This is a genomic window from Weizmannia acidilactici (assembly GCF_008974225.1).
In the GTDB taxonomy this organism is placed as follows: Bacteria; Bacillota; Bacilli; order Bacillales; family Bacillaceae_C; genus Weizmannia; species Weizmannia acidilactici.
On record NZ_BKZR01000014.1, the window covers coordinates 1 to 20863 of the forward strand.

24 protein-coding genes and 2 other annotated features are annotated in these 20863 nt (G+C 47.4%); all 24 genes read left to right on the plus strand.

What is annotated here, in order from left to right:
- The first annotated feature begins 185 nt into the window (after nucleotides 1-185).
- The 24 genes from GBH70_RS06810 (at nucleotide 186) to GBH70_RS06925 (ending at nucleotide 20860) form a co-directional block, all read left to right on the plus strand.
- Nucleotides 186-647: a CtsR family transcriptional regulator gene (locus tag GBH70_RS06810; protein ID WP_151680339.1), complete on the plus strand. Its 462-nt coding sequence runs from the start codon at nucleotides 186-188 to the stop codon at nucleotides 645-647.
- A gap of 18 nt (nucleotides 648-665) precedes the next feature.
- A complete protein-coding gene (gene mcsA / locus GBH70_RS06815; protein ID WP_151680340.1) occupies nucleotides 666-1211 on the plus strand; it encodes a protein-arginine kinase activator protein McsA in 546 nt (181 codons plus the stop codon).
- A complete protein-coding gene (gene mcsB, locus GBH70_RS06820) occupies nucleotides 1211-2278 on the plus strand; it encodes a protein-arginine kinase McsB (RefSeq protein WP_151680341.1) in 1068 nt (355 codons plus the stop codon). Before mcsA ends, mcsB begins: the two co-directional genes overlap by 1 nt.
- A gap of 16 nt (nucleotides 2279-2294) precedes the next feature.
- Nucleotides 2295-4745 carry an ATP-dependent protease ATP-binding subunit ClpC gene (gene clpC, locus GBH70_RS06825; protein WP_151680342.1) on the plus strand — a complete coding sequence of 817 codons (2451 nt, stop codon included), beginning with the start codon at nucleotides 2295-2297 and terminating at the stop codon, nucleotides 4743-4745.
- 136 nt (nucleotides 4746-4881) lie between these two features.
- Nucleotides 4882-6252 carry a DNA repair protein RadA gene (gene radA, locus GBH70_RS06830; protein ID WP_151680343.1) on the plus strand — a complete coding sequence of 457 codons (1371 nt, stop codon included), beginning with the start codon at nucleotides 4882-4884 and terminating at the stop codon, nucleotides 6250-6252.
- 2 nt (nucleotides 6253-6254) lie between these two features.
- Nucleotides 6255-7328, plus strand: a complete 1074-nt coding sequence (disA, locus tag GBH70_RS06835) for a DNA integrity scanning diadenylate cyclase DisA (RefSeq protein ID WP_172967470.1) — start codon at nucleotides 6255-6257, stop codon at nucleotides 7326-7328.
- Between the two features lie 142 nt (nucleotides 7329-7470).
- A complete protein-coding gene (locus GBH70_RS06840) occupies nucleotides 7471-8559 on the plus strand; it encodes a PIN/TRAM domain-containing protein (protein WP_151680345.1) in 1089 nt (362 codons plus the stop codon).
- Nucleotides 8560-8583: 24 nt separating this feature from the next.
- Nucleotides 8584-9276: a 2-C-methyl-D-erythritol 4-phosphate cytidylyltransferase gene (ispD, locus tag GBH70_RS06845; protein ID WP_151680346.1), complete on the plus strand. Its 693-nt coding sequence runs from the start codon at nucleotides 8584-8586 to the stop codon at nucleotides 9274-9276.
- Between the two features lie 14 nt (nucleotides 9277-9290).
- Nucleotides 9291-9767 (plus strand): 2-C-methyl-D-erythritol 2,4-cyclodiphosphate synthase, encoded by a 477-nt coding sequence (gene ispF, locus GBH70_RS06850; RefSeq protein ID WP_151680347.1) that lies wholly within the window; start codon nucleotides 9291-9293, stop codon nucleotides 9765-9767.
- 73 nt (nucleotides 9768-9840) lie between these two features.
- The gene (gene gltX / locus GBH70_RS06855; protein WP_151680348.1) at nucleotides 9841-11301 is read left to right on the plus strand and encodes a glutamate--tRNA ligase; all 1461 of its coding nucleotides are present in this window, start codon (nucleotides 9841-9843) and stop codon (nucleotides 11299-11301) included.
- 43 nt (nucleotides 11302-11344) lie between these two features.
- Nucleotides 11345-11571: a binding site (T-box leader), on the plus strand.
- A gap of 106 nt (nucleotides 11572-11677) precedes the next feature.
- Nucleotides 11678-12346: a serine O-acetyltransferase gene (cysE, locus tag GBH70_RS06860; RefSeq protein WP_151680349.1), complete on the plus strand. Its 669-nt coding sequence runs from the start codon at nucleotides 11678-11680 to the stop codon at nucleotides 12344-12346.
- The gene (gene cysS / locus GBH70_RS06865; protein WP_151680350.1) at nucleotides 12327-13724 is read left to right on the plus strand and encodes a cysteine--tRNA ligase; all 1398 of its coding nucleotides are present in this window, start codon (nucleotides 12327-12329) and stop codon (nucleotides 13722-13724) included. Before cysE ends, cysS begins: the two co-directional genes overlap by 20 nt.
- The gene (locus GBH70_RS06870; RefSeq protein WP_151680351.1) at nucleotides 13721-14152 is read left to right on the plus strand and encodes a Mini-ribonuclease 3; all 432 of its coding nucleotides are present in this window, start codon (nucleotides 13721-13723) and stop codon (nucleotides 14150-14152) included. Before cysS ends, GBH70_RS06870 begins: the two co-directional genes overlap by 4 nt.
- A complete protein-coding gene (gene rlmB, locus GBH70_RS06875; protein ID WP_151680352.1) occupies nucleotides 14152-14895 on the plus strand; it encodes a 23S rRNA (guanosine(2251)-2'-O)-methyltransferase RlmB in 744 nt (247 codons plus the stop codon). Before GBH70_RS06870 ends, rlmB begins: the two co-directional genes overlap by 1 nt.
- A 1-nt stretch (nucleotide 14896) precedes the next feature.
- Nucleotides 14897-15403: an NYN domain-containing protein gene (locus tag GBH70_RS06880; RefSeq protein ID WP_151680418.1), complete on the plus strand. Its 507-nt coding sequence runs from the start codon at nucleotides 14897-14899 to the stop codon at nucleotides 15401-15403.
- Nucleotides 15404-15472: 69 nt separating this feature from the next.
- Complete coding sequence (sigH, locus tag GBH70_RS06885; protein WP_151680353.1) at nucleotides 15473-16126, plus strand: RNA polymerase sporulation sigma factor SigH; 654 nt, start codon at nucleotides 15473-15475, stop codon at nucleotides 16124-16126.
- A gap of 333 nt (nucleotides 16127-16459) precedes the next feature.
- Nucleotides 16460-16606, plus strand: a complete 147-nt coding sequence (gene rpmG, locus GBH70_RS06890; RefSeq protein WP_151680354.1) for a 50S ribosomal protein L33 — start codon at nucleotides 16460-16462, stop codon at nucleotides 16604-16606.
- Nucleotides 16607-16640: 34 nt separating this feature from the next.
- Nucleotides 16641-16826 carry a preprotein translocase subunit SecE gene (gene secE / locus GBH70_RS06895; protein WP_151680355.1) on the plus strand — a complete coding sequence of 62 codons (186 nt, stop codon included), beginning with the start codon at nucleotides 16641-16643 and terminating at the stop codon, nucleotides 16824-16826.
- A gap of 148 nt (nucleotides 16827-16974) precedes the next feature.
- Complete coding sequence (nusG, locus tag GBH70_RS06900) at nucleotides 16975-17508, plus strand: transcription termination/antitermination protein NusG (protein ID WP_151680356.1); 534 nt, start codon at nucleotides 16975-16977, stop codon at nucleotides 17506-17508.
- 273 nt (nucleotides 17509-17781) lie between these two features.
- Nucleotides 17782-18207, plus strand: coding sequence for a 50S ribosomal protein L11 (gene rplK, locus GBH70_RS06905; protein ID WP_151680357.1), 426 nt, complete (start codon nucleotides 17782-17784; stop codon nucleotides 18205-18207).
- 112 nt (nucleotides 18208-18319) lie between these two features.
- Complete coding sequence (rplA, locus tag GBH70_RS06910; RefSeq protein WP_151680358.1) at nucleotides 18320-19018, plus strand: 50S ribosomal protein L1; 699 nt, start codon at nucleotides 18320-18322, stop codon at nucleotides 19016-19018.
- Between the two features lie 46 nt (nucleotides 19019-19064).
- Nucleotides 19065-19210: a sequence feature (ribosomal protein L10 leader region), on the plus strand.
- Nucleotides 19211-19245: 35 nt separating this feature from the next.
- Nucleotides 19246-19746 carry a 50S ribosomal protein L10 gene (gene rplJ / locus GBH70_RS06915; RefSeq protein WP_151680359.1) on the plus strand — a complete coding sequence of 167 codons (501 nt, stop codon included), beginning with the start codon at nucleotides 19246-19248 and terminating at the stop codon, nucleotides 19744-19746.
- Between the two features lie 47 nt (nucleotides 19747-19793).
- Nucleotides 19794-20159: a 50S ribosomal protein L7/L12 gene (gene rplL / locus GBH70_RS06920; protein ID WP_151680360.1), complete on the plus strand. Its 366-nt coding sequence runs from the start codon at nucleotides 19794-19796 to the stop codon at nucleotides 20157-20159.
- A 98-nt stretch (nucleotides 20160-20257) separates the two neighbouring features.
- Nucleotides 20258-20860, plus strand: coding sequence for a class I SAM-dependent methyltransferase (locus tag GBH70_RS06925; protein ID WP_151680361.1), 603 nt, complete (start codon nucleotides 20258-20260; stop codon nucleotides 20858-20860).
- Nucleotides 20861-20863 lie beyond the last annotated feature (3 nt).

Consider the following 20863-nt stretch of genomic DNA (forward strand, 5'->3'; position numbering starts at 1 on the left):
GCCGCCAACCTTGATACACCCCGGGGTACCCCCCACATTTTAAACAAGTGCTATGATTGCCATCCGTACAAAAAGGAAAAGCTAAAAAATGGGCAGTTTGCTTAGTTGCATTTTTACGAGGATATCCTGTATAATTATAGTCAAATATAGTCAAAGTCAAAATATCACGTCAGGAGGTGACTTTGATGAAAAATATCTCTGACATCATCGAGGAATATTTAAAGCGTATATTAGAACTAAATGAATCTGAAATTCTGGAAATTAAGCGCAATGAGATTGCCGATAAATTCCAATGTGTCCCTTCACAAATTAATTACGTTATTAATACGCGGTTTACGATTGAAAAAGGGTATATTGTTGAAAGCAAAAGGGGCGGGGGCGGCTATATCCGGATTATGAAAGTGCGCCCTGAAAGCGATGCTGAATTGATTGACCAGCTTCTGGTGCATATCGGGAATGTCATCTCCCAGTCCAGTGCGGAAGCAATTATTCTCCGCCTTGTAGAGGAAGATGTCATTTCCAAACGGGAGGCAAAAATTATGCTCAGTGTGATGGACCGTTCCGTGTTGTATATCCAACTGCCCGAACGGGATGAGCTGCGCGCCAGAATACTGAAGTCGATGTTAACGACATTAAAATACAAGTAACGACAGAGGTGAGAAGCCGTGATTTGCCAAGAATGCAATGAAAGGCCGGCGACTATGCACTTTACAAAAATTGTAAACGGAACGAAAACGGAAATCCATCTTTGCGAAAAATGCGCACAGGAAAAAGGTGAAATGTTTTCGTTTGATTGGGGCAAAAGCTTTTCCTTCGATAACTTGCTCTCCGGCCTCTTTAATTTCGATCCTGCGATTCAAATTTTTAAACAGGAGGCGGCACCCAATCCCGATGTGCTCCGCTGCAACCATTGCGGGATGACTTTTAACCAATTTTTAAATACAAGCCGGTTTGGCTGCCCACACTGCTATGAGGCGTTCCAACACCAGCTGGTTCCAATTTTGCGGAGACTTCATGGCGGGAATATTGCGCATGAAGGGAAAATACCGGCCCGTATTGGCGGCGCCATTTATACAAAGAAAAAGCTGGCCCAGCTAAAAGAAGCGCTGCAGGCGGCGGTCGAGCGGGAAGAATTTGAAAAAGCCGCGGAACTCCGCGACCAAATCCGGGCGCTCGAAAGTTCTTCTTTAGGAAAAGGAGGAGAACAATAATGTCTCTGGAGCATTTTTTGCATGAAGCGTCCAGCTCATGGATGAACCAGGAAGGGCCTGATTCGGAAATCGTGCTCACTTCACGGGTCCGCCTCGCAAGAAATTTAAAAAATTACCGTTTCCCATCATTGTTTAGCAGTGAAGAAGCAAGGGAAATCGTTTCTACAATACAGCATGTTGCCCTGAATCATTTTCCGGATGACATGCATGCGGAATTTTTAAAAATGGATGAATTAAAGCTGCTTGAAAAAAGGGTGCTGGTGGAAAAGCACCTGATCAGTCCGCAGCTGGCGGAGGAATCGAACGACGGTGCAGTTATTTTGTCAAGTGACGAAGATATTAGTATTATGATAAATGAGGAGGATCATTTAAGAATACAATGTCTTTCTCCTGGACTTCAGCTGCATGAAACGCTTGAAAAAGCCGGCAAGCTTGATGACTTGCTCGAAAGTTGGGTGGATTACGCTTTTGATGAAACACTCGGCTATCTTACTAGCTGCCCGACCAATGTCGGGACGGGAATCCGTGCATCGGCGATGGTGCATTTGCCGGGGCTTGTGCTGACGCAGCAAATTAACCAAATCATTCCGGCGATCCATCAGCTTGGATTGGTGGTAAGAGGAATTTATGGCGAAGGAAGCGAAGCCATCGGGAATATTTTTCAAATTTCCAACCAAATGACGCTCGGAAAATCCGAAGAAAATATTGTTTCCGATTTGACAAGCGTTATCAAGCAGATCATCGCACAGGAAAGGTCGGCAAGGGAAGCATTGATGCAGACTTCAAACATACAATTAGAAGACAGAGTTTACCGTTCGTTGGGTGTGCTGCAAAACAGCAGGATTATCGAAACAAAAGAAGCGGCCCAATGTTTATCCGATGTCCGTTTGGGGATTGATCTCGGATATATTCAAAACATTTCGAAACATATTTTGAACGAACTGATGATTTTAACGCAGCCGGGATTTTTGCAGCTGTACGCCGGAAGGGCACTTCGCCCGTATGAAAGGGATATCCGCAGGGCTACACTGATAAGGGAGCGTCTAAGGCTTGAGGAGACCAAATGAACAGGAGGAATGACAGATGATGTTTGGAAGATTTACAGAAAGGGCCCAGAAAGTGCTGGCACTTTCCCAGGAAGAAGCCATCCGTTTGAAACATAACAATATCGGGACAGAACATATTTTGCTCGGCCTTGTCCGCGAAGGTGAAGGAATTGCTGCAAAAGCGCTGTACGGATTGGGGTTAAGTGCCGAAAAAATTCAGGAAGAAGTGGAAAACTTGATCGGCAGCGGCCAGGAAATTTCTCAAACGATCCACTATACGCCAAGGGCTAAAAAAGTCATTGAACTGTCAATGGATGAAGCGAGAAAGCTTGGGCACTCCTATGTTGGAACAGAGCATATTCTCCTCGGGCTGATTCGCGAAGGCGAAGGCGTTGCGGCACGCGTGCTGATCAATCTCGGCGTCAGCTTAAATAAAGCACGGCAGCAGGTGCTGCAGTTATTGGGTAACAGTGAAGCGTCGATGCAGGGCGGTGCGGCGGCCAGCGTAAGCACGCCGACACTGGACAGCTTGGCGCGCGATTTAACCGCGATTGCAAGGGAAGACGCCCTCGATCCTGTGATCGGGCGAAGTAAAGAAATCCAGCGCGTCATTGAAGTATTGAGCCGGAGGACAAAAAACAATCCGGTTCTGATCGGCGAGCCGGGCGTCGGGAAAACGGCGATCGCGGAAGGCCTCGCCCAGCAGATTGTCCATAACGAAGTGCCTGAAACGCTGCGCGACAAACGCGTGATGACGCTTGATATGGGCACGGTTGTTGCGGGCACGAAATACCGCGGCGAATTTGAAGACCGTCTGAAAAAAGTAATGGATGAGATCCGCCAGGCCGGCAATATTATCCTTTTCATCGATGAACTCCATACGTTGATCGGGGCCGGCGGTGCGGAAGGCGCGATTGATGCTTCGAATATTTTAAAACCGTCGCTTGCCCGCGGCGAACTGCAGTGCATCGGAGCAACCACATTGGATGAATACCGGAAATACATTGAAAAAGATGCGGCTTTGGAAAGAAGGTTCCAGCCGATCCAGGTCGACGAGCCGACGATAGAAGAGTCGATCCAGATTTTAAAAGGTTTAAGGGACCGTTATGAAGCGCATCACCGCGTCTCGATTACCGATGAAGCGATTGAAGCGGCCGTTAATCTATCGGACCGCTATATCGCTGACCGGTTCCTGCCGGATAAAGCGATTGACTTAATTGATGAAGCCGGATCGAAAGTGCGCCTGCGTTCGTTTACGACGCCGCCGAATTTAAAAGAGCTTGAGCTGAAACTTGAAGAAGTGCGCAAGGAAAAAGATGCGGCCGTGCAAAGCCAGGAATTTGAAAAAGCCGCATCGCTCAGGGATGCCGAACAAAAACTGCGCGAACAGCTGGAGGAAACGAAGAAAAACTGGAAGGCAAAACAAGGCCAGGAAAACAGCGAAGTAACGGTTGACGACATCGCGCTCGTTGTCTCCAGCTGGACGGGAATTCCGGTGACAAAATTGGCGCAGACGGAAACGGAACGCCTGCTGCACCTCGAAGAAATTCTCCATTCCCGCGTAATCGGGCAGGAAGAAGCGGTTCTTGCGGTGGCAAAAGCGGTCCGCCGTGCACGGGCAGGGTTAAAAGACCCGAAACGCCCGATCGGTTCATTTATTTTCCTCGGTCCTACCGGGGTCGGGAAAACGGAACTGGCGCGCGCTCTGGCAGAAGCGATGTTCGGTGATGAAGATGCCATGATCCGGATTGACATGTCCGAATACATGGAGAAACACTCGACTTCCCGTCTCGTTGGGTCGCCTCCGGGATATGTCGGTTTTGAAGAAGGCGGGCAGTTGACGGAAAAAGTGCGCAGAAAACCTTATTCCGTTGTGTTGCTCGATGAAATCGAAAAAGCTCATCCGGACGTCTTTAATATTCTCCTGCAAGTGCTGGATGACGGCCGGCTGACGGATTCCAAAGGACGCACCGTTGACTTTAGCAACACAATTGTGATCATGACGTCCAATGTCGGCGCGGATGCTTTAAAACGCAACAAGAGCGTCGGCTTCAGCATCCAGGATAATGTCGAAGCAGATTACAAAGACATGAAGGATAAAGTGCTTGAGGAATTGAAAAAGGCATTCCGCCCTGAGTTTTTAAACCGTGTGGATGAAACGATTGTGTTCCATTCGCTCGAGAAGAAACATTTAAACGAAATTGTCACTTTGATGGTGAAAGAATTGTCGAACCGGTTAAAAGAACACCGTATCGAATTGGTGTTGACAGATGCCGCAAAAGAGAAAATTGCGGAAAAAGGCTACGATCCGGAATACGGCGCACGGCCGCTGCGCAGGTCGATTCAGAAAAATATCGAAGACCGGCTTTCGGAGGAAATGTTGAAGGGCAATGTGAAAGAAGGGCAAAAAGTATTGGTCGATGTAAAAGACGGCGAATTTACTTTTACAAGTGTGGCAGAATCGGAAGCCGTATCGTCCAATTCTTGATGCCGTGATATTGAAGGGTACAATGGGGTTGGCGATTGTACCCTTTTTTTACGGCGGTGCTTTTTTATGTAATTTTAATAAATTGTCAAGATAATTTGTTTAAACTTTAACATAGACATAAGAAAAGGGGTTTAAAATGGCAAAAAAGACGGTGAAATTTGTTTGCCAAAATTGCGGCTACGAGTCGCCGAAATGGATGGGGAAATGCCCGCAGTGCAACCAGTGGAACCAAATGGTGGAAGAAATTAAGGCGCCGAAACGGAAGGGCTTTTTTTTACATACTGAGCCTGGAAGTGAAACCAAAGCGGCTCCTATTACGTCTATAGAGTCTAAAGAAGAAAAAAGGACGAAAGTGGATTTTTGGGAGCTCAACCGCGTACTTGGCGGCGGGATCGTGGCCGGTTCGCTCGTACTCATCGGCGGGGATCCGGGGATCGGAAAATCGACTCTGCTTTTGCAGGTATCGGCGCAGCTGGCAAAGCGTGCGTACAATGTGCTGTATATTTCCGGAGAAGAATCGGCGAAGCAGACGAAGTTAAGGGCGGACCGGTTAAAAATTGATACCGATCATTTGTATGTGCTGCCGGAAACGGACCTTTCGATGATCACACAGGCGATTGATGAGCTAAACCCCGGTTTTGTCATCATTGATTCGATCCAAACGATTTACCACCCGGAAATTACGTCCGCTCCCGGAAGTGTTTCACAGGTGAGGGAAAGCACGGCGCAGCTCATGCGGATTGCGAAAACAAAAGGGATCGCCATCTTTATTGTCGGCCACGTTACGAAAGAAGGGTCGATTGCCGGCCCACGGGTGCTGGAACACATGGTCGACACCGTGCTTTATTTCGAAGGCGAGCGGCATAACGCCTACCGGATTTTAAGGGCGGTCAAAAACCGGTTCGGCTCGACAAATGAAATCGCCATTTTGGAAATGAAAGAGTCCGGTTTGGAAGAAGTCCAAAACCCTTCCGAAATTTTTCTCGAAGAACGGACAAAGGGCGCATCCGGCTCCACGGTTGTTGCTTCGATTGAAGGCACTCGCCCTGTGCTCGTGGAAATCCAGGCGCTCTTGGCACCGACATTTTTCAATATGCCGCGGAGGATGGCGTCGGGTATTGACCATAACCGCGTTACTTTGATTATGGCGGTGCTTGAGAAAAGGGCTGGCCTTCTGATTCAAAACCAGGATGCGTATTTAAAAGTGGCCGGCGGGCTGAAAGTGGATGAACCGGCAGTCGATTTGGCGATTGCGGTAAGCGTGGCGTCCAGTTTTCGCGACCAGCCGACTAAAGCGGATGACTGTATTATCGGCGAGGTCGGGTTAACAGGGGAAGTCAGAAGGGTGTCCCGCATTGAGCAGCGTGTCCAAGAAGCGGCAAAGCTCGGATTTAAAAGGGCGATCATTCCGAAAAATAATCTGGGTGGATGGGCGCCGCCTGAGGGTATCGAAGTGATCGGGGTCTCCTCCATCCAGGAAGCCCTGCAAGTAGCACTGGGGGGATGAGATTGGAAGAAAAAGAGCCTTGCCAGAAGACGATGTCCGAAATTTTACAATTGATTGCGCCGGGCACGCCGATTCGGGAAGGAATTGATCATGTGCTGCGTGCCAATACCGGCGGGTTGATCGTGATGGGATACGATGACACGGTGAAAACTTTGGTGGACGGCGGATTCCACATCAACTGCCCGTTCAGCCCGAGTTATTTGTATGAACTGGCAAAAATGGACGGCGCCATTATTTTAAATGACGCGGGTACCCGCATTTTGATTGCCAATGCCCAGCTTGCCCCCGATTCCTCGATTCCTTCGACGGAAACGGGAATGCGCCATCGGACGGCCGAAAGAGTAGCAAAGCAAACGAAATCTTTAGTGATCGCCATTTCGCAAAGGAGGCATGTTATTACATTATACCAAGGAAGTGTCCGGTATACGCTGAAAGAAATCCCTGTCATGCTGACGAAAGCAAACCAGGCCATTCAGACGCTGGAAAAATATAAACTGGTGCTGGATCAGAGCATTGCCAATTTAACGGCATTGGAATTCGAGGACATTGTCACGTTTAATGATTTGCTCCAGGTAATGCACAGGATCGAAATGGTGCTGCGGATCAAAAAAGAGCTGATGGCGTACTTGAATGAACTCGGGACGGAGGGAAGGCTTGTCCGTTTGCAGATGAAAGAACTGCTCAATCATATCGAAGAGGAGGCGGTGCTCATTTTTAAAGATTACGCCTATGAGCCGGTACAGAAGCCGGCAGAGCTGTTGCGCCGTTTCCAGGATCTCGTTTCGTCAGAGATGCTGGAAGACCAAATCTGCATGAAGCTTTTGGGCTACAATCATGCGAACCGGCTGGAGGATATCGTTTATCCGAGGGGTTACCGCATCCTGCATAAAATTCCGAGGCTCCCCGCAGCTGTCATTGAAAACCTGGTACAGGCGTTCCGCAGTCTCTCCCGTCTGATGAAAGCGAGCGAGCGGGAATTGGATGAAGTGGAGGGAATTGGTGAAGTCAGGGCAAAAAAGGTAAAAAACGGCATCTACCGTATTAAAGAGCAAATGTTCATTGACCGCCAACTTTAAAAGAAAGAAGCGTGATCTTTATGAGGCCGGGATATTTCCGTTTCAGGGAGCAGAAGCCAATTGGGGCCGTGCTGAAAAATAATATTCAGGCGAACGTTTTAAACGATATTTTTTGTTTATAATGAATAAAGGAGGTGAAATTATGTTAAGGCGGCTTGTACAAATATGTTTCGTATTGGTCGGCGGCACGCTTGGCGTTTTCTTGTTGCCGGATTTATACAGGCTCATTGATTTTCATTATGTGTTGATTGCCAACCCGTATGTTTCAGCAGTGCTTGGAGCAATTATCTTTTATCTTATTTCTTTCTGGTCTATTAATTATATCGTTGATTTTGTCAATTGGTTTGAAGATTCTTTAGTCAAAGTCCCGATTACGGAAATTTTATCCGGAAGCCTGGGTTTGATTTTCGGCCTGTTTATCGCTTATCTAGCGGGAATTCCGTTTAATAAGGTGGGAATCCCGATTGTGAACACGATCGTGCCGATTATTTTGACTGTTCTCCTTGGCTATGTCGGGTTCCAGGTCGGCTTTAAGAAAAGGGAAGAGTTTGTAAATCTGTTCTTTAACCGCCAGCATAAACGGAAAGGCGGGACAGAGCAGGAAGGGCAGCCGCAGCAGGTAAAGAAGATGAAAATTTTGGACACAAGTGTCATTATTGACGGCCGGATTGCCGATATTTGCCAAACCGGTTTTCTCGACGGGCCGATTGTGATCCCGCTGTTTGTGTTAGAGGAACTGCAGCATATCGCCGATTCGTCGGATGCACTGAAAAGGAACAGGGGACGGCGCGGATTGGATATCCTGAACCGGATCCAGAATGAACTGTCGATTGAAGTGCAAATGTATGAAGGCGATTTTGAAGATATCCAGGAAGTTGACAGCAAGCTCATCAAACTGGCGAAAATGACAAACGGCATCGTTGTGACCAATGATTATAATTTAAATAAAGTATGCGAATTTCAAAAGGTGCAGGTGCTTAATATCAATGACCTCGCCAATGCTGTTAAACCGGTTGTGCTGCCCGGCGAAGAGCTCAATGTCCAGCTCATTAAAGACGGGAAAGAGCATCATCAGGGCATTGCCTATCTGGATGACGGCACGATGATTGTCGTTGAAGAAGGCAAAAATTACATCGGCAAGCGGATTGATGTGCTGGTGACAAGCGTCCTGCAGACTTCGGCGGGCCGGATGATTTTTGCCAAGCCGAAACTTTTGGAAAAGGCATTATAATGAGCATCCCGGGGGAGATTGGATTTGGCGGATTATGATGTGATTATTCCGGCGGCCGGATCGGGAAAACGGATGGGAGCCGGAATGAATAAATTATTTCTTGAAGTGAACAAGAGACCCCTTATTGCCTATACGGCGGAAGTGTTTTTAAAAGACCCGCATTGCAGAAAGGTCATTCTGCCGGTTCAGCCGCATGACATAGAAAACATGAAGCATGTATTGGGGAACATGCCGAATGTGGAAAAAATTTTTTTCGCAGAAGGCGGAAGCGAACGCCAATACAGCGTGCGGAACGGGCTGGAACTTGCCGAAAAAGGCGGGGTCATTCTTGTGCATGACGGCGCAAGGCCGTTTATCAGCGCAAAGATCATTTCAGAACTCGCCAATGTGGCGGCGGAAAAAGGGGCAGCCATTGCAGCAGTCCCTGTGAAAGACACCATTAAAAGGGCAAAAAACCATATCGTAACGGAAACGATTGAGCGCAGCAGCTTGTGGCAGGTGCAAACGCCACAAGCTTTTCGCGCGCCATTATTAAAACAAGCGCATGAAACTGCGGAGCGGGACGGTTTTCTCGGGACGGACGAGGCTTCGTTGGTTGAACGGATCGGCCACATTGTACATATTGTGATGGGAAGTTATGATAATATTAAAATTACAACACCGGAAGATCTTTATTTTGCAGAAGCAATTTTTAAAAAACTTGCCGGAAAAAAGTAGAAAGGGGGATGAATATGTTCAGGATTGGACAAGGGTTTGACGTGCATCAACTGGCAGAGGGCAGGCCTTTGATCGTCGGGGGTGTGGAGATTCCTTACGAAAAAGGCCTCATCGGCCATTCGGATGCGGATGTTTTGCTGCATGCTGTCGCGGATGCCTGCCTCGGGGCTATCGGGGAAGGCGATATCGGAAGGCACTTTCCCGATACCGACCCGGCTTTTAAAGGCGCGGACTCTTCGAAGCTTTTGTCCCAAGTTTGGCAGCTTGTCAAACAAAAAGGATACAAGCTGGCGAATGTCGATTGCACGATCATTGCCCAGCAGCCGAAAATGGCGCCGCATATTGAAAAAATGCGGGATAAGATTGCCCGGCTGCTGGAAGGGGAAACCGGGCAGATCAACGTGAAAGCCACCACCACGGAAAAGCTCGGTTTTACAGGGCGCGGGGAAGGCATTGCCGCGCAGGCCGCAGTGCTTTTGGAAAAGGCCTGACCGGTTTACTGTGGTTTCAGACGATGATACAATAAATTTGGACAAAACGTGACAGGTATAAAGGAGAATTGACATGACGAATGAAATTAGGGTACGGTATGCCCCGAGCCCGACCGGTTTTTTGCATATCGGAAATGCGCGTACAGCTTTATTTAATTATTTGTTTGCCCGCAGCCAGGGCGGCAAGTTTATTATACGGATTGAAGATACCGACCAGAAGCGGAATGTGGAAGGCGGGGTTGAAAGCCAGCTGAAATATTTGAAATGGCTCGGCATCGACTGGGACGAAAGCATCGATGTCGGCGGTGAATACGGCCCTTACCGCCAGTCGGAACGCCTTGACATTTATAAAAAATATTATGAAGACCTGCTCGAACGCGGTTTGGCGTATAAATGCTACTGTACGGAAGAAGAACTGGAAGCCGAACGTGAGGCGCAGCTTGCCCGCGGGGAAATGCCGCGCTACTCCGGGAAATGCCGCCATTTGACAGAAGAAGACAGGAAAAGGCTTGAAGCGGAAGGCCGGAAACCGAGCATCCGTTTCAAAGTCCCGGAAGGCAAGGTTTACACGTTCAACGATATAGTAAAAGGCGAAGTGTCGTTTGAATCGGACGGCATCGGCGACTTTGTCATCGTGAAAAAAGACGGCATGCCGACTTATAATTTTGCCGTTGCGATCGACGACCATTTAATGAAGATTTCCCACGTGCTGCGCGGGGACGACCATATTTCCAATACGCCGAAACAGCTGATGATTTATGAAGCATTCGGGTTTGAGCCGCCGGTTTTCGGCCATATGACCTTGATTGTCAATGAGCACCGCAAAAAACTGAGCAAGCGCGACGGCAGCATTATCCAGTTTATTGAACAATATGCAGAACTCGGCTATTTACCCGAAGCGCTGTTTAACTTTATTGCGATGCTCGGCTGGTCACCGAAAGGAGAAAAGGAAATTTTCTCGCGCGAAGAATTCATCCAAATTTTCGACCCGGCCAGGCTGTCAAAATCACCGGCGCTGTTTGACCGCCAAAAACTGGTATGGATGAACAACCAGTACATGAAAAAGCTCGATTTGGATAAAGTTGTGGAGCTTTCGCTGCCGCATCTTGTCAAAGCGGGGCTTGTCCCGGAAAACAGGACACCGGAAGAGGAACAATGGGTCCGCAAACTTATTGCGCTTTATCAGGAGCAAATGAGCTACGGTGCGGAAATTGTCGAACTATCCAAACCGCTTTTCTTTACCGATGAAGTCGAGTATGATGAAGAAGCCAAAGCGATTTTGGTGGAAGAACAGGTGCCGGAAGTGCTGGCTGCCTTCCTGAAAGAATTGAACCAGCTTGAATCATTTGAAGCGGGTGAAATTAAAAAGGCGATCAAAGCGGTGCAAAAAGCAACCGGCCATAAAGGAAAAAAACTGTTCATGCCGATCCGCGTTGCCGTCAGCGGCCAAACCCACGGCCCTGAATTGCAGAGCCTGATTGAACTGCTTGGCAAAGACAAAGTCAAAGAACGCCTGCAAAATTTAATTGGTTAACATTTTTGCAAAGATATAATATGATATGGTTAAAAATCGATTAGAAAAAGCGATGAGAAGGAGAAGTAGGAAAAGGATGCTTCAAAGAGAGAACCACCGCCGGCTGAAAGTGGTTTAAGCCCCTCCTTTTTCGAAATGCACCTTCGAGTCTGGATCTGAACGGCAAGCCAGTAGGATGCAGCGGGGCCGCCCGTTAACAGGAAAAAGTTGGGTTGGGGTAAATCCCACAGCCAAACAGAGTGGAACCGCGCGGAAAGGAGCGTCTCTGTCTTTTACAGAGGCGCTCCTTTCTTTAGGCTCTGCCCGGGATTCCGGACCCCGGCTGGAACCTTTACTTAAGGGAATGGGAAAATTACAAAAGAAAGGGGAGCTGTACATGTTTAAAAGGCTGAAGGAAGATATTGAAGTGGTTTTTGACCAGGATCCGGCAGCAAGGACTTATTTTGAAGTGATTTTGACTTATTCCGGGCTGCATGCCATTTGGGCGCACCGGATCGCACACTTTTTCTATAAAAAGAAATTCTTTTTCATCGCCCGTGTGATTTCCCAGCTGAGCCGCTTCCTGACCGGCATTGAGATCCATCCTGGTGCGCAGATCGGCAGGCGGTTTTTCATCGACCACGGTATGGGGGTTGTGATCGGGGAAACGTGTGAAATCGGGGATAACGTAACGGTTTACCAAGGTGTTACACTTGGCGGGACCGGAAAAGAAAAAGGCAAGCGTCATCCGACCATTAAAGACAATGTATTAATCGCAACGGGGGCAAAAGTATTAGGCTCCATCACCGTTGGGGAAAATTCAAAAATAGGGGCGGGGTCGGTTGTGCTGAAAGATGTGCCGCCCAATTCCACCGTTGTTGGTATCCCGGGCCGGGTCGTCGTGCAAAACGGCGTGAAGATCAAAAAAGATTTAAAACACAATGAACTGCCCGATCCCGTTGCCGACCGCCTGAAGAGCATGCAGAAGGAAATCGATGCTTTGCGGGGCGAACTGGAAAGGTTGAAAAAGGAAGGAGCACAAGTGTATGAGCATTCAGATTTATAATACATTAACAAGAAAAAAGGAGCCGTTTATCCCGCTGGAAGAGGGAAAAGTAAAAATGTACGTTTGCGGCCCGACAGTTTATAATTATATCCATATTGGGAACGCCAGGCCTGCGATTGTATTTGACACGGTCAGGCGCTATTTGGAGTTCTGCGGCTATGATGTGAAATACGTGTCGAACTTTACCGACGTGGATGATAAATTGATCAAAACGGCAAAAGAACTTGGGGAAGAAGTGCCGGTAATCAGCGAGCGCTTTATCCAGGCTTATTTTGAAGATATTACGGCGCTCGGCTGCAGGCATGCAGACGTCCATCCCCGCGTAACCGAAAATATGGAAGCGATCATTGCTTTTATTGAAAAATTGGTTGAAAAAGGCTATGCGTATGAATCCGGCGGCGATGTTTACTACCGCACGAGGAGCTTTCCGGAATACGGGAAATTGTCGCACCAGTCTATTGACGAATTGAAAGCCGGTGCGAGAATCGAAGTGGGGGAAAAGAAAGACGATGCCCTCGATTTTGCCCTTTGGAAGGCGGCAAAAGAAGGGGAGATCTCGTGGGACAGCCCGTGGGGGAAAGGAAGGCCGGGCTGGCATATTGAGTGCTCAGCCATGGTCAGGAAATACTTGGGCGATACGATTGATATCCACGCGGGCGGCCAGGATTTAACGTTCCCGCACCATGAAAATGAAATCGCCCAGTCGGAAGCTTTGACAGGCAAGCCGTTTGCCCGTTACTGGCTCCATAACGGCTATATCAATATCGACAATGAAAAAATGTCGAAGTCGCTCGGGAACTTTGTGCTTGTCCATGATATACTCAAGCGCCACGATCCGCAGGTTTTGCGCTTTTTTATGCTGTCGGTGCATTACCGCCACCCGATCAACTACAGCGAAGAATTGCTGGCCAATGCGGGAGCGGGGCTCGAGCGGATCAAAACATCGTATCAAAACCTCAAACACCGCCTCGGGACAAGTGCCAACCTGGCGGAAAATGATGAAAAATGGCTGGAGTCCGTTCAATCCCTACGGCGCCAGTTTGTCGAAGAAATGGATGATGATTTTAATACGGCAAACGGCATCTCTATTTTTTTTGAACTGTCGAAGCAGGCGAACTATTACTTGCGTGAAAAAAATACATCCGAGGTTGTGCTCAAGGCATTTATCAAAGAATTTGAAGCGCTCGCCGGCGTCCTCGGGCTGAAATTAGAAGAAGAAGAGCTGCTCGATGAAGAAATTGAAGCGCTGATTGAAAAGCGGAATGAAGCGAGAAAGATGCGCAATTTCCAACTGGCCGACGAGATCCGCGACAAGCTGAAAGAAATGAATATTATTCTTGAAGACACGCCTCAAGGAGTCAGATGGAGACGCTTATGATCCAAAAAAGCCGGGAGGGATACTCTCCAGATCCAAAACAATTGAACAGCCTTGCGCTTGCTTATATGGGGGATGCGGTATATGAAGAGTATATACGGCACCATGTCTTGCTGCAAGGGAAAACGAAGCCGAACCAGCTCCACCGGGATGCGGTCCACTTTGTTTCGGCCAAGGCACAGGCTGCGATTTTAAAACATCTGATGGATGGGCAGCTTTTGACGGAAGAAGAAATTGCGGTTGTCAAGCGGGGGAGAAATGCCAAATCTGGCACAGTCCCGAAAAATACAGATGTGCAGACATACCGGCATAGCACGGCTTTTGAAGCGCTGATCGGCTATCATTACTTGTCGGGCAACCGGGAACGGATGGAAACATTGATTGAAAAGGCGATCAAAATTGCCGAAGAAAAGAAAGGAGGGGCGCGCTGATGGACCAAGAATATATAGCGGGCAAAAACCCGGTGCTGGAAGCTTTGAAAGCGGGCCGGGAAATCAATAAAATATGGATTGCGGAAGGCTCGCAGAAAGGCGCGATGAAGCAGGTCATGGAACTTGCTAGGGAAAGGAAAGTCTACATCCAGTTTGTTCCGAAGCAAAAAATCGACCAAATGGCGGGCAGTGCGCATCAGGGCGTGGTTGCGCTCGTTGCCGCTTATAAATATGCGGAAGTGGGCGATATGTTCAAGCTTGCCGAAGGGCGGAACGAGCTCCCGTTTATCATGATTCTGGATGAACTTGAGGACCCGCATAACCTCGGGTCAATTTTGCGGACGGCGGATGCGGTTGGCGCCCACGGTGTGATCATTCCAAAGCGGCGGTCCGTGGCATTGACGGCGACGGTCGCGAAAGCTTCGACCGGTGCGATTGAGCATATTCCGGTTGCGCGGGTGACAAATCTTTCGCAGACGATTGCGGGGTTGAAAAAGCAGGGGGTTTGGATTGTCGGGACAGATGCATCCGGAACCCTCGACTACCGGGAAATGGATGCAGGCCTGCCGCTTGGTATCGTGATCGGCAGCGAAGGAAGGGGCATGAGCAGAATTGTAAAAGAAGCGTGCGATTTTCTCATCCGCCTTCCGATGGCCGGGCATGTGACGTCGCTCAATGCCTCCGTTGCCGCCGGCCTGTTGATGTATGAGGTTTACAGGAAGCGCCATCCGCTTGGTGAATAAGATGAATATTTTGTTGGTGGATGGCTATAACATCATCGGCGCCTGGCCCGAACTCCAAAAATTGAAACAAAAAGACCTTGGCGCCGCCAGGGACAGGCTGATAGAGATTATGGCGGACTACCAAGGTTTTACGGATGACAAAGTCATCGTCATATTTGATGCATACGGGGTCAAAGGTCTGGAAAAAAAATACCGCCACCACAAAGTGGAAGTGATTTTTACAAAAGAAAATGAAACGGCTGATGAATGTATTGAAAAACTGGCCATTAAATTGAACAATATCATGACACAGGTTTATGTGGCCACATCCGATTACACCGAACAGTGGCAAATATTCGGCCAAGGCGCTTTAAGGATTTCCGCGCGCGAATTGCTCACAAAAGTGGAAATGATTGAACAAAAGATCAAAAAAAATGTAAAATCAATTCAAGAGGAGAAACCGGCAACAAGAATCCCATTAAGCAAAGAGGTCATGGAAATTTTCGAAAAATTGCGCAGGGGTAAGTAATGGGCGGTTGACGATTGAAAATTCTGTACTGTATAATAATTTTTATCTAATGCCGATGGGGGGATACATGTGAACCTGAATGTAGTTGAGGCAGCATATGAAGAAAGATACGGCATGATGCAGGACGAAGAGTTGGTTGAATGCATTCACAGCGGCGAAAGTGAAGCATTGGATTACTTGATTCAAAAGTACAGGAATTTTGTCAGGGCAAAAGCGCGCTCTTATTTTTTAATCGGCGCAGACCGTGAAGATATTGTCCAGGAAGGGATGATTGGATTATACAAAGCCATCCGCGATTATAAAGAGGACAAGCTTACGTCTTTTAAAGCTTTTGCCGAATTATGCATCACCCGGCAAATGATTACCGCTATTAAGACTGCCACCCGTCAAAAGCATATACCGCTTAATTCTTACATTTCTCTGGACAAGCCGATTTATGACGAAGAATCCGACCGCACCTTAATGGACGTCATTACCTGCGCAAGAATCTCCAACCCCGAAGAATTAATCCTGATTCGTGAAAAATATGTCAATATTGAAGATAAAATATCCGAGCTGCTCAGCGACTTGGAAAGGAAAGTGCTCGCCCTTTACCTGGACGGGCAGTCCTACCAGGAAATTTCAGAAGAATTGAACCGTCATGTAAAATCAATTGATAACGCTTTACAAAGGGTAAAAAAGAAACTGGAACGTTTTTTGGAAATGAAAGAACTGACATACTAAGCAGGCTGGCACGGAAATTCCCCGCTTGCTTGCAGGTGTTATTGACACGCGCTTTCCGCCGTGTTATGTTGGAGTGTAGTATTTTAAAATCAGGCTATGCTAAAATAATGTTGATGATCGTGAATTTTTGGAGTTCCTGCGGGAAAGCGGGCTATCGGGGCCCCGCAGCCCGTAGTTGTACGGGGAGGCCCGCGGTCGTGTCATGTGTGAAGCGGATTTCGCGATCATCAACATGCCTAAAATAAAATTTTGTAATAAATGGATTTACAGGCGCGGAATCCGCGGATCGTGCTGATTCCGTAATCTGCAAATTTTTAGACAGCTGGTGACAATATGCGAAAGAAAGTGGCGCTTGCCTGCTCCAGGTGCGGTTCGCGCAATTACACAACCGTTGTCCATGACAAACAGGCCAGGAGAATAGAGCTGAAAAAGTTTTGCAAACATTGCCAGGCGTACATTATCCACCGCGATACAAAATAATGGCGAACTTGAACTTATTTGGAGGTTTGAATACATGTCCATCACAAAGTTTTTCCGTAATGTATCTTCCGAGATGCGAAAAGTCAGCTGGCCGACCCGCAAAGAGCTGGTCAAATATACCATTACGGTCATTGCAACTGTTGCTTTTTTAACACTATTTTTTGTTGTGATCGATTTGGGGATTTCCGCAATCATCCGGTGGGCTGAAAGTACGCTGTAAGATTATTAATTTTCTCTTGAATAATCCTTGTTTAATCATGGTATAATGGAAATATCATAAGCAACGACTCTAACCCGGTTAACGGGTTTTTTCATTTGCTGAAATTTTAAAAGACCAGTAGGGAGGGACGGACATCAAGTCCTAATAAATGGAAAAAAACTGGTATGTTGTGCATACGTATTCAGGTTATGAAAATAAAGTAAAAGCCAATTTGGAAAAACGCGTGGAATCCATGGGGATGCAGGATAAAATTTTCCGCGTCGTTGTGCCGGAAGAAGAAGAAGTCGAAGTAAAAAACGATAAGAAAAAAGCCGTCAAACGGAAAGTATTCCCCGGTTATGTCCTTGTGGAAATGGTCATGACGGACGATTCGTGGTATGTTGTCCGGAACACGCCCGGAGTAACGGGTTTTGTCGGTTCATCAGGCTCGGGATCGAAACCGACGCCGCTTCTGCCGGAAGAAATCAATACCATCTTAAAACGGATGGGAATGGAAGAAAAGCGGGCGGATGTCGACTTTGAAATCGGCGAACCCGTCACGGTAAAAGAAGGGCCGTTTGCGAATTTTGCCGGCAAAATCATTGATATGGACCGCGACAAAGGACGGGCGAAAGTGATGGTCAATATGTTCGGGCGGGAAACTCCGGTTGACCTCGTTTTTGAGCAAATTGATAAAATATAATCGGATAAAAACTTGAAATCCCCATCAGTAGATGATAATATGTTATAAGTCAGTATGTTCTTTAGCAGATGCGCCCTGAACAGGGAGGCGAAGCAGTGCGGAACAGCTGTGGATGCATACGGCGCTGCGGGTTTTGTCTGCCGGAACCGGGCCTATGCTTGAACAGACACTGAACAATTCATATCATCTTTATTTTAAATAGAGAGATTTGTTTGTTTGAGTGGGAGGGCGAGTCCCCTATTACCACATCACGGACTTAAGGAGGTGTGTCTCGTGGCTAAAAAAGTAGTAAAAATTGTTAAATTACAGATTCCTGCCGGAAAAGCAAACCCTGCACCACCTGTTGGTCCTGCACTGGGTCAAGCCGGCGTCAACATCATGGGATTTTGTAAAGAATTTAACGCACGTACTGCAGATCAAGCAGGCCTGATTATTCCTGTTGAAATCACGGTATTTGAGGACCGTTCATTTACATTCATTACGAAAACCCCGCCAGCTGCGGTTTTGCTGAAAAAAGCTGCCGGCATTGAGTCCGGTTCCGGCGAGCCGAACCGCAATAAAGTGGCGACGATAAAACGTGACAAAGTACGTGAAATCGCGGAAACGAAAATGCCTGATTTAAATGCAGCAAGCGTTGAAGCGGCTATGCGCATGGTTGAAGGCACTGCGCGCAGCATGGGGATTGTAATCGAAGACTGATCCATGCGCGAAAAATGGTTTCTGTCCAACGGGGTTGCGATGCGAAAATGTGCTCGCAACCTTTTTCGTGGGAGGTTTATCCGTTAAAACCACAATTGAGGAGGAAAAAAGAATGGCAAAAAAAGGTAAAAAGTATGTTGAAGCTTTGAAATTGGTTGACCGCTCCAAAGCTTACCCGGTGCAAGAAGCAATTGAACTCGTGAAAAAAACAAGCTATGCAAAATTCGACGCAACGGTTGAAGCTGCATTCCGTTTAGGTGTAGATCCGAAAAAAGCGGACCAGCAAATCCGCGGCGCTGTTGTGCTTCCGAACGGAACAGGTAAAACCCAACGCGTGCTCGTTTTTGCGAAAGGCGAAAAACTGAAAGAAGCAGAAGCAGCCGGTGCCGATTATGTCGGTGATACGGATTACATTAATAAAATCCAGCAAGGCTGGTTTGACTTCGATGTTATCGTCGCAACGCCTGACATGATGGGCGAAGTCGGTAAATTGGGCCGCATCCTCGGGCCGAGGGGTTTAATGCCGAACCCGAAAACCGGCACTGTAACATTTGATGTTGCAAAAGCGGTTCAGGACATCAAAGCCGGTAAAGTGGAATACCGCGTTGACAAAGCGGGAAATATCCACGCCCCGATCGGAAAAACATCTTTCGAAACGGAAAAACTCGTCGAAAACCTTACGACTTTATTTGAAACTTTGGTGAAAGCAAAACCGTCTACTGCAAAAGGCACTTACATGAAAAATATTTCTGTTACGTCGACAATGGGCCCTGGTGTAAAAATTGACCCATCTTCTTTTGCAGTTAAATAATCCCTTTGACATGCCAAACATGTCTTGATATAATGTAAACTAGCTTAAAAAGAAAACATTTGTACCGTAGACAGCAGGTGCCATCCGGCTTAATGTCCTGCCGAGGTAATGCGTATAGAAAACCGGCCTGTTTCAGGCTTGTGTATGCATAAAACCTCCATGTCTCGGATATGGAGGTTTTTGTTTGGTATGAATGTTCATCAAGAATATCTGTAGGAGGTGTCAAGATGAGCAGTGCAATTGAACAAAAGAAACAAGTGGTGGAAGAAATCACCGAAAAATTTAAATCAAGCGTGTCCACTATTGTTGTGGATTACCGTGGCTTAAACGTTGCTGAAGTCACCGAACTGCGTAAACAGCTCCGTGAAGCAGGCGTTGATTTCAAAGTTTACAAAAACACTTTGACACGCCGTGCTGTGGAAGCTGCCGAGCTAACCGGCCTGAATGATGTCCTCACCGGCCCGAACGCGATCGCATTCAGTGCCGAGGACGTTGTAGCACCTGCGAAAATCTTGAGCGATTTCGCGAAAGACCATGAAGCTTTGGAAATCAAAGCGGGCGTGATCGAAGGCAATGTTGCAACCGTTGATGAAATCAAAGCCCTTGCATCGCTTCCTTCCCGCGAAGGCCTGCTTTCGATGCTGCTTAGCGTGCTGCAGGCTCCGATCCGCAACCTTGCACTTGCGGCGAAAGCTGTTGCGGACCAAAAAGAAGAACAAGGTGCTTAATTTGAAGTTTACAGGATAAAAAATATTGATATTAGGAGGATTTAGAAATGACGAAAGAAGAAATCATCTCTGCTGTCAAAGAAATGACAGTTCTTGAATTGAACGAACTTGTAAAAGCAATTGAAGAAGAATTCGGCGTAACTGCTGCTGCACCGGTTGCTGTTGTAGGCGGCGCTGCAGGCGGAGATGCTGCTGCAGAAAAAACTGAATTTGATGTTGTATTGGCTGAAGCCGGTGCACAAAAAATCAAAGTCATCAAAGTTGTCCGCGAAATCACAGGCCTTGGTCTTAAAGAAGCGAAAGAACTTGTTGACAATGCTCCAAAACCGCTTAAAGAAGGCGTATCGAAAGAAGAAGCTGAAGAAATTAAAGCGAAACTTGAAGAAGTTGGCGCCGGCGTAGAATTGAAGTAAGAGCCTTTTAGAAAAAAAGCCCGCATGAACGCGGGCTTTTTTCAACATCTCATTTTCTCCTGTAATGACCTCAACCCTCTAAGAAAGCGTGGGACGATATGGCTGAACATTACTATTCGCAACACCCTGAAGTAAAGAGCAACCCGATGGACTGGGCCTTTACATTAAGAGGGCATTCCTTCCATTTTCAAACAGACCAAGGCGTTTTTTCGAAAAAAGAAGTGGATTTCGGTTCGCGTGTATTAGTCGAGCGCGTCACGCTGCCGGAAGCGGACGGGCCGATTCTTGATTTGGGCTGCGGCTACGGCCCGATCGGTTTGGCGCTGGCAAAATCTTTCCCCGGCCGCGAAGTCCATATGGTAGACATTAACGAACGGGCGGTTGAACTGGCAAAGAAAAACGCCGCCAATAACCATATTTCAAATGCTTCCATTTACAAAAGCGATATTTTTGAAAACATCAGAGCCGATCAGTTCGCGCTCATCGTGACCAATCCGCCAATTAGGGCCGGCAAGCAGCTTGTCTATCGGATGTTTGAGGAAAGTTTTCGGCATCTTGTAACAAACGGGGAACTTTGGGTGGTCATCCAAAAGAAGCAGGGCGCCCCTTCTGCAAGGAAAAAATTAGAACGGTTGTTTGGTGGAGTCGATTTGATTGGCAAAGAAAAAGGGTATTATGTTTTTAAAGCCAAAAAAATTTGACTC

Coding starts and splice junctions, on each gene's coding strand:
- GBH70_RS06810 (WP_151680339.1), top strand. CDS start 186: ATGAAAAATATCTCTGACATCATCGAGGAATATTTAAAGCGTATATTA.
- mcsB (WP_151680341.1), top strand. CDS start 1,211: ATGTCTCTGGAGCATTTTTTGCATGAAGCGTCCAGCTCATGGATGAAC.
- clpC (WP_151680342.1), top strand. CDS start 2,295: ATGATGTTTGGAAGATTTACAGAAAGGGCCCAGAAAGTGCTGGCACTT.
- radA (WP_151680343.1), top strand. CDS start 4,882: ATGGCAAAAAAGACGGTGAAATTTGTTTGCCAAAATTGCGGCTACGAG.
- GBH70_RS06840 (WP_151680345.1), top strand. CDS start 7,471: ATGTTAAGGCGGCTTGTACAAATATGTTTCGTATTGGTCGGCGGCACG.
- ispF (WP_151680347.1), top strand. CDS start 9,291: ATGTTCAGGATTGGACAAGGGTTTGACGTGCATCAACTGGCAGAGGGC.
- gltX (WP_151680348.1), top strand. CDS start 9,841: ATGACGAATGAAATTAGGGTACGGTATGCCCCGAGCCCGACCGGTTTT.
- cysE (WP_151680349.1), top strand. CDS start 11,678: ATGTTTAAAAGGCTGAAGGAAGATATTGAAGTGGTTTTTGACCAGGAT.
- cysS (WP_151680350.1), top strand. CDS start 12,327: ATGAGCATTCAGATTTATAATACATTAACAAGAAAAAAGGAGCCGTTT.
- GBH70_RS06870 (WP_151680351.1), top strand. CDS start 13,721: ATGATCCAAAAAAGCCGGGAGGGATACTCTCCAGATCCAAAACAATTG.
- rlmB (WP_151680352.1), top strand. CDS start 14,152: ATGGACCAAGAATATATAGCGGGCAAAAACCCGGTGCTGGAAGCTTTG.
- GBH70_RS06880 (WP_151680418.1), top strand. CDS start 14,897: ATGAATATTTTGTTGGTGGATGGCTATAACATCATCGGCGCCTGGCCC.
- rpmG (WP_151680354.1), top strand. CDS start 16,460: ATGCGAAAGAAAGTGGCGCTTGCCTGCTCCAGGTGCGGTTCGCGCAAT.
- secE (WP_151680355.1), top strand. CDS start 16,641: ATGTCCATCACAAAGTTTTTCCGTAATGTATCTTCCGAGATGCGAAAA.
- nusG (WP_151680356.1), top strand. CDS start 16,975: ATGGAAAAAAACTGGTATGTTGTGCATACGTATTCAGGTTATGAAAAT.
- rplA (WP_151680358.1), top strand. CDS start 18,320: ATGGCAAAAAAAGGTAAAAAGTATGTTGAAGCTTTGAAATTGGTTGAC.
- rplJ (WP_151680359.1), top strand. CDS start 19,246: ATGAGCAGTGCAATTGAACAAAAGAAACAAGTGGTGGAAGAAATCACC.
- rplL (WP_151680360.1), top strand. CDS start 19,794: ATGACGAAAGAAGAAATCATCTCTGCTGTCAAAGAAATGACAGTTCTT.
- GBH70_RS06925 (WP_151680361.1), top strand. CDS start 20,258: ATGGCTGAACATTACTATTCGCAACACCCTGAAGTAAAGAGCAACCCG.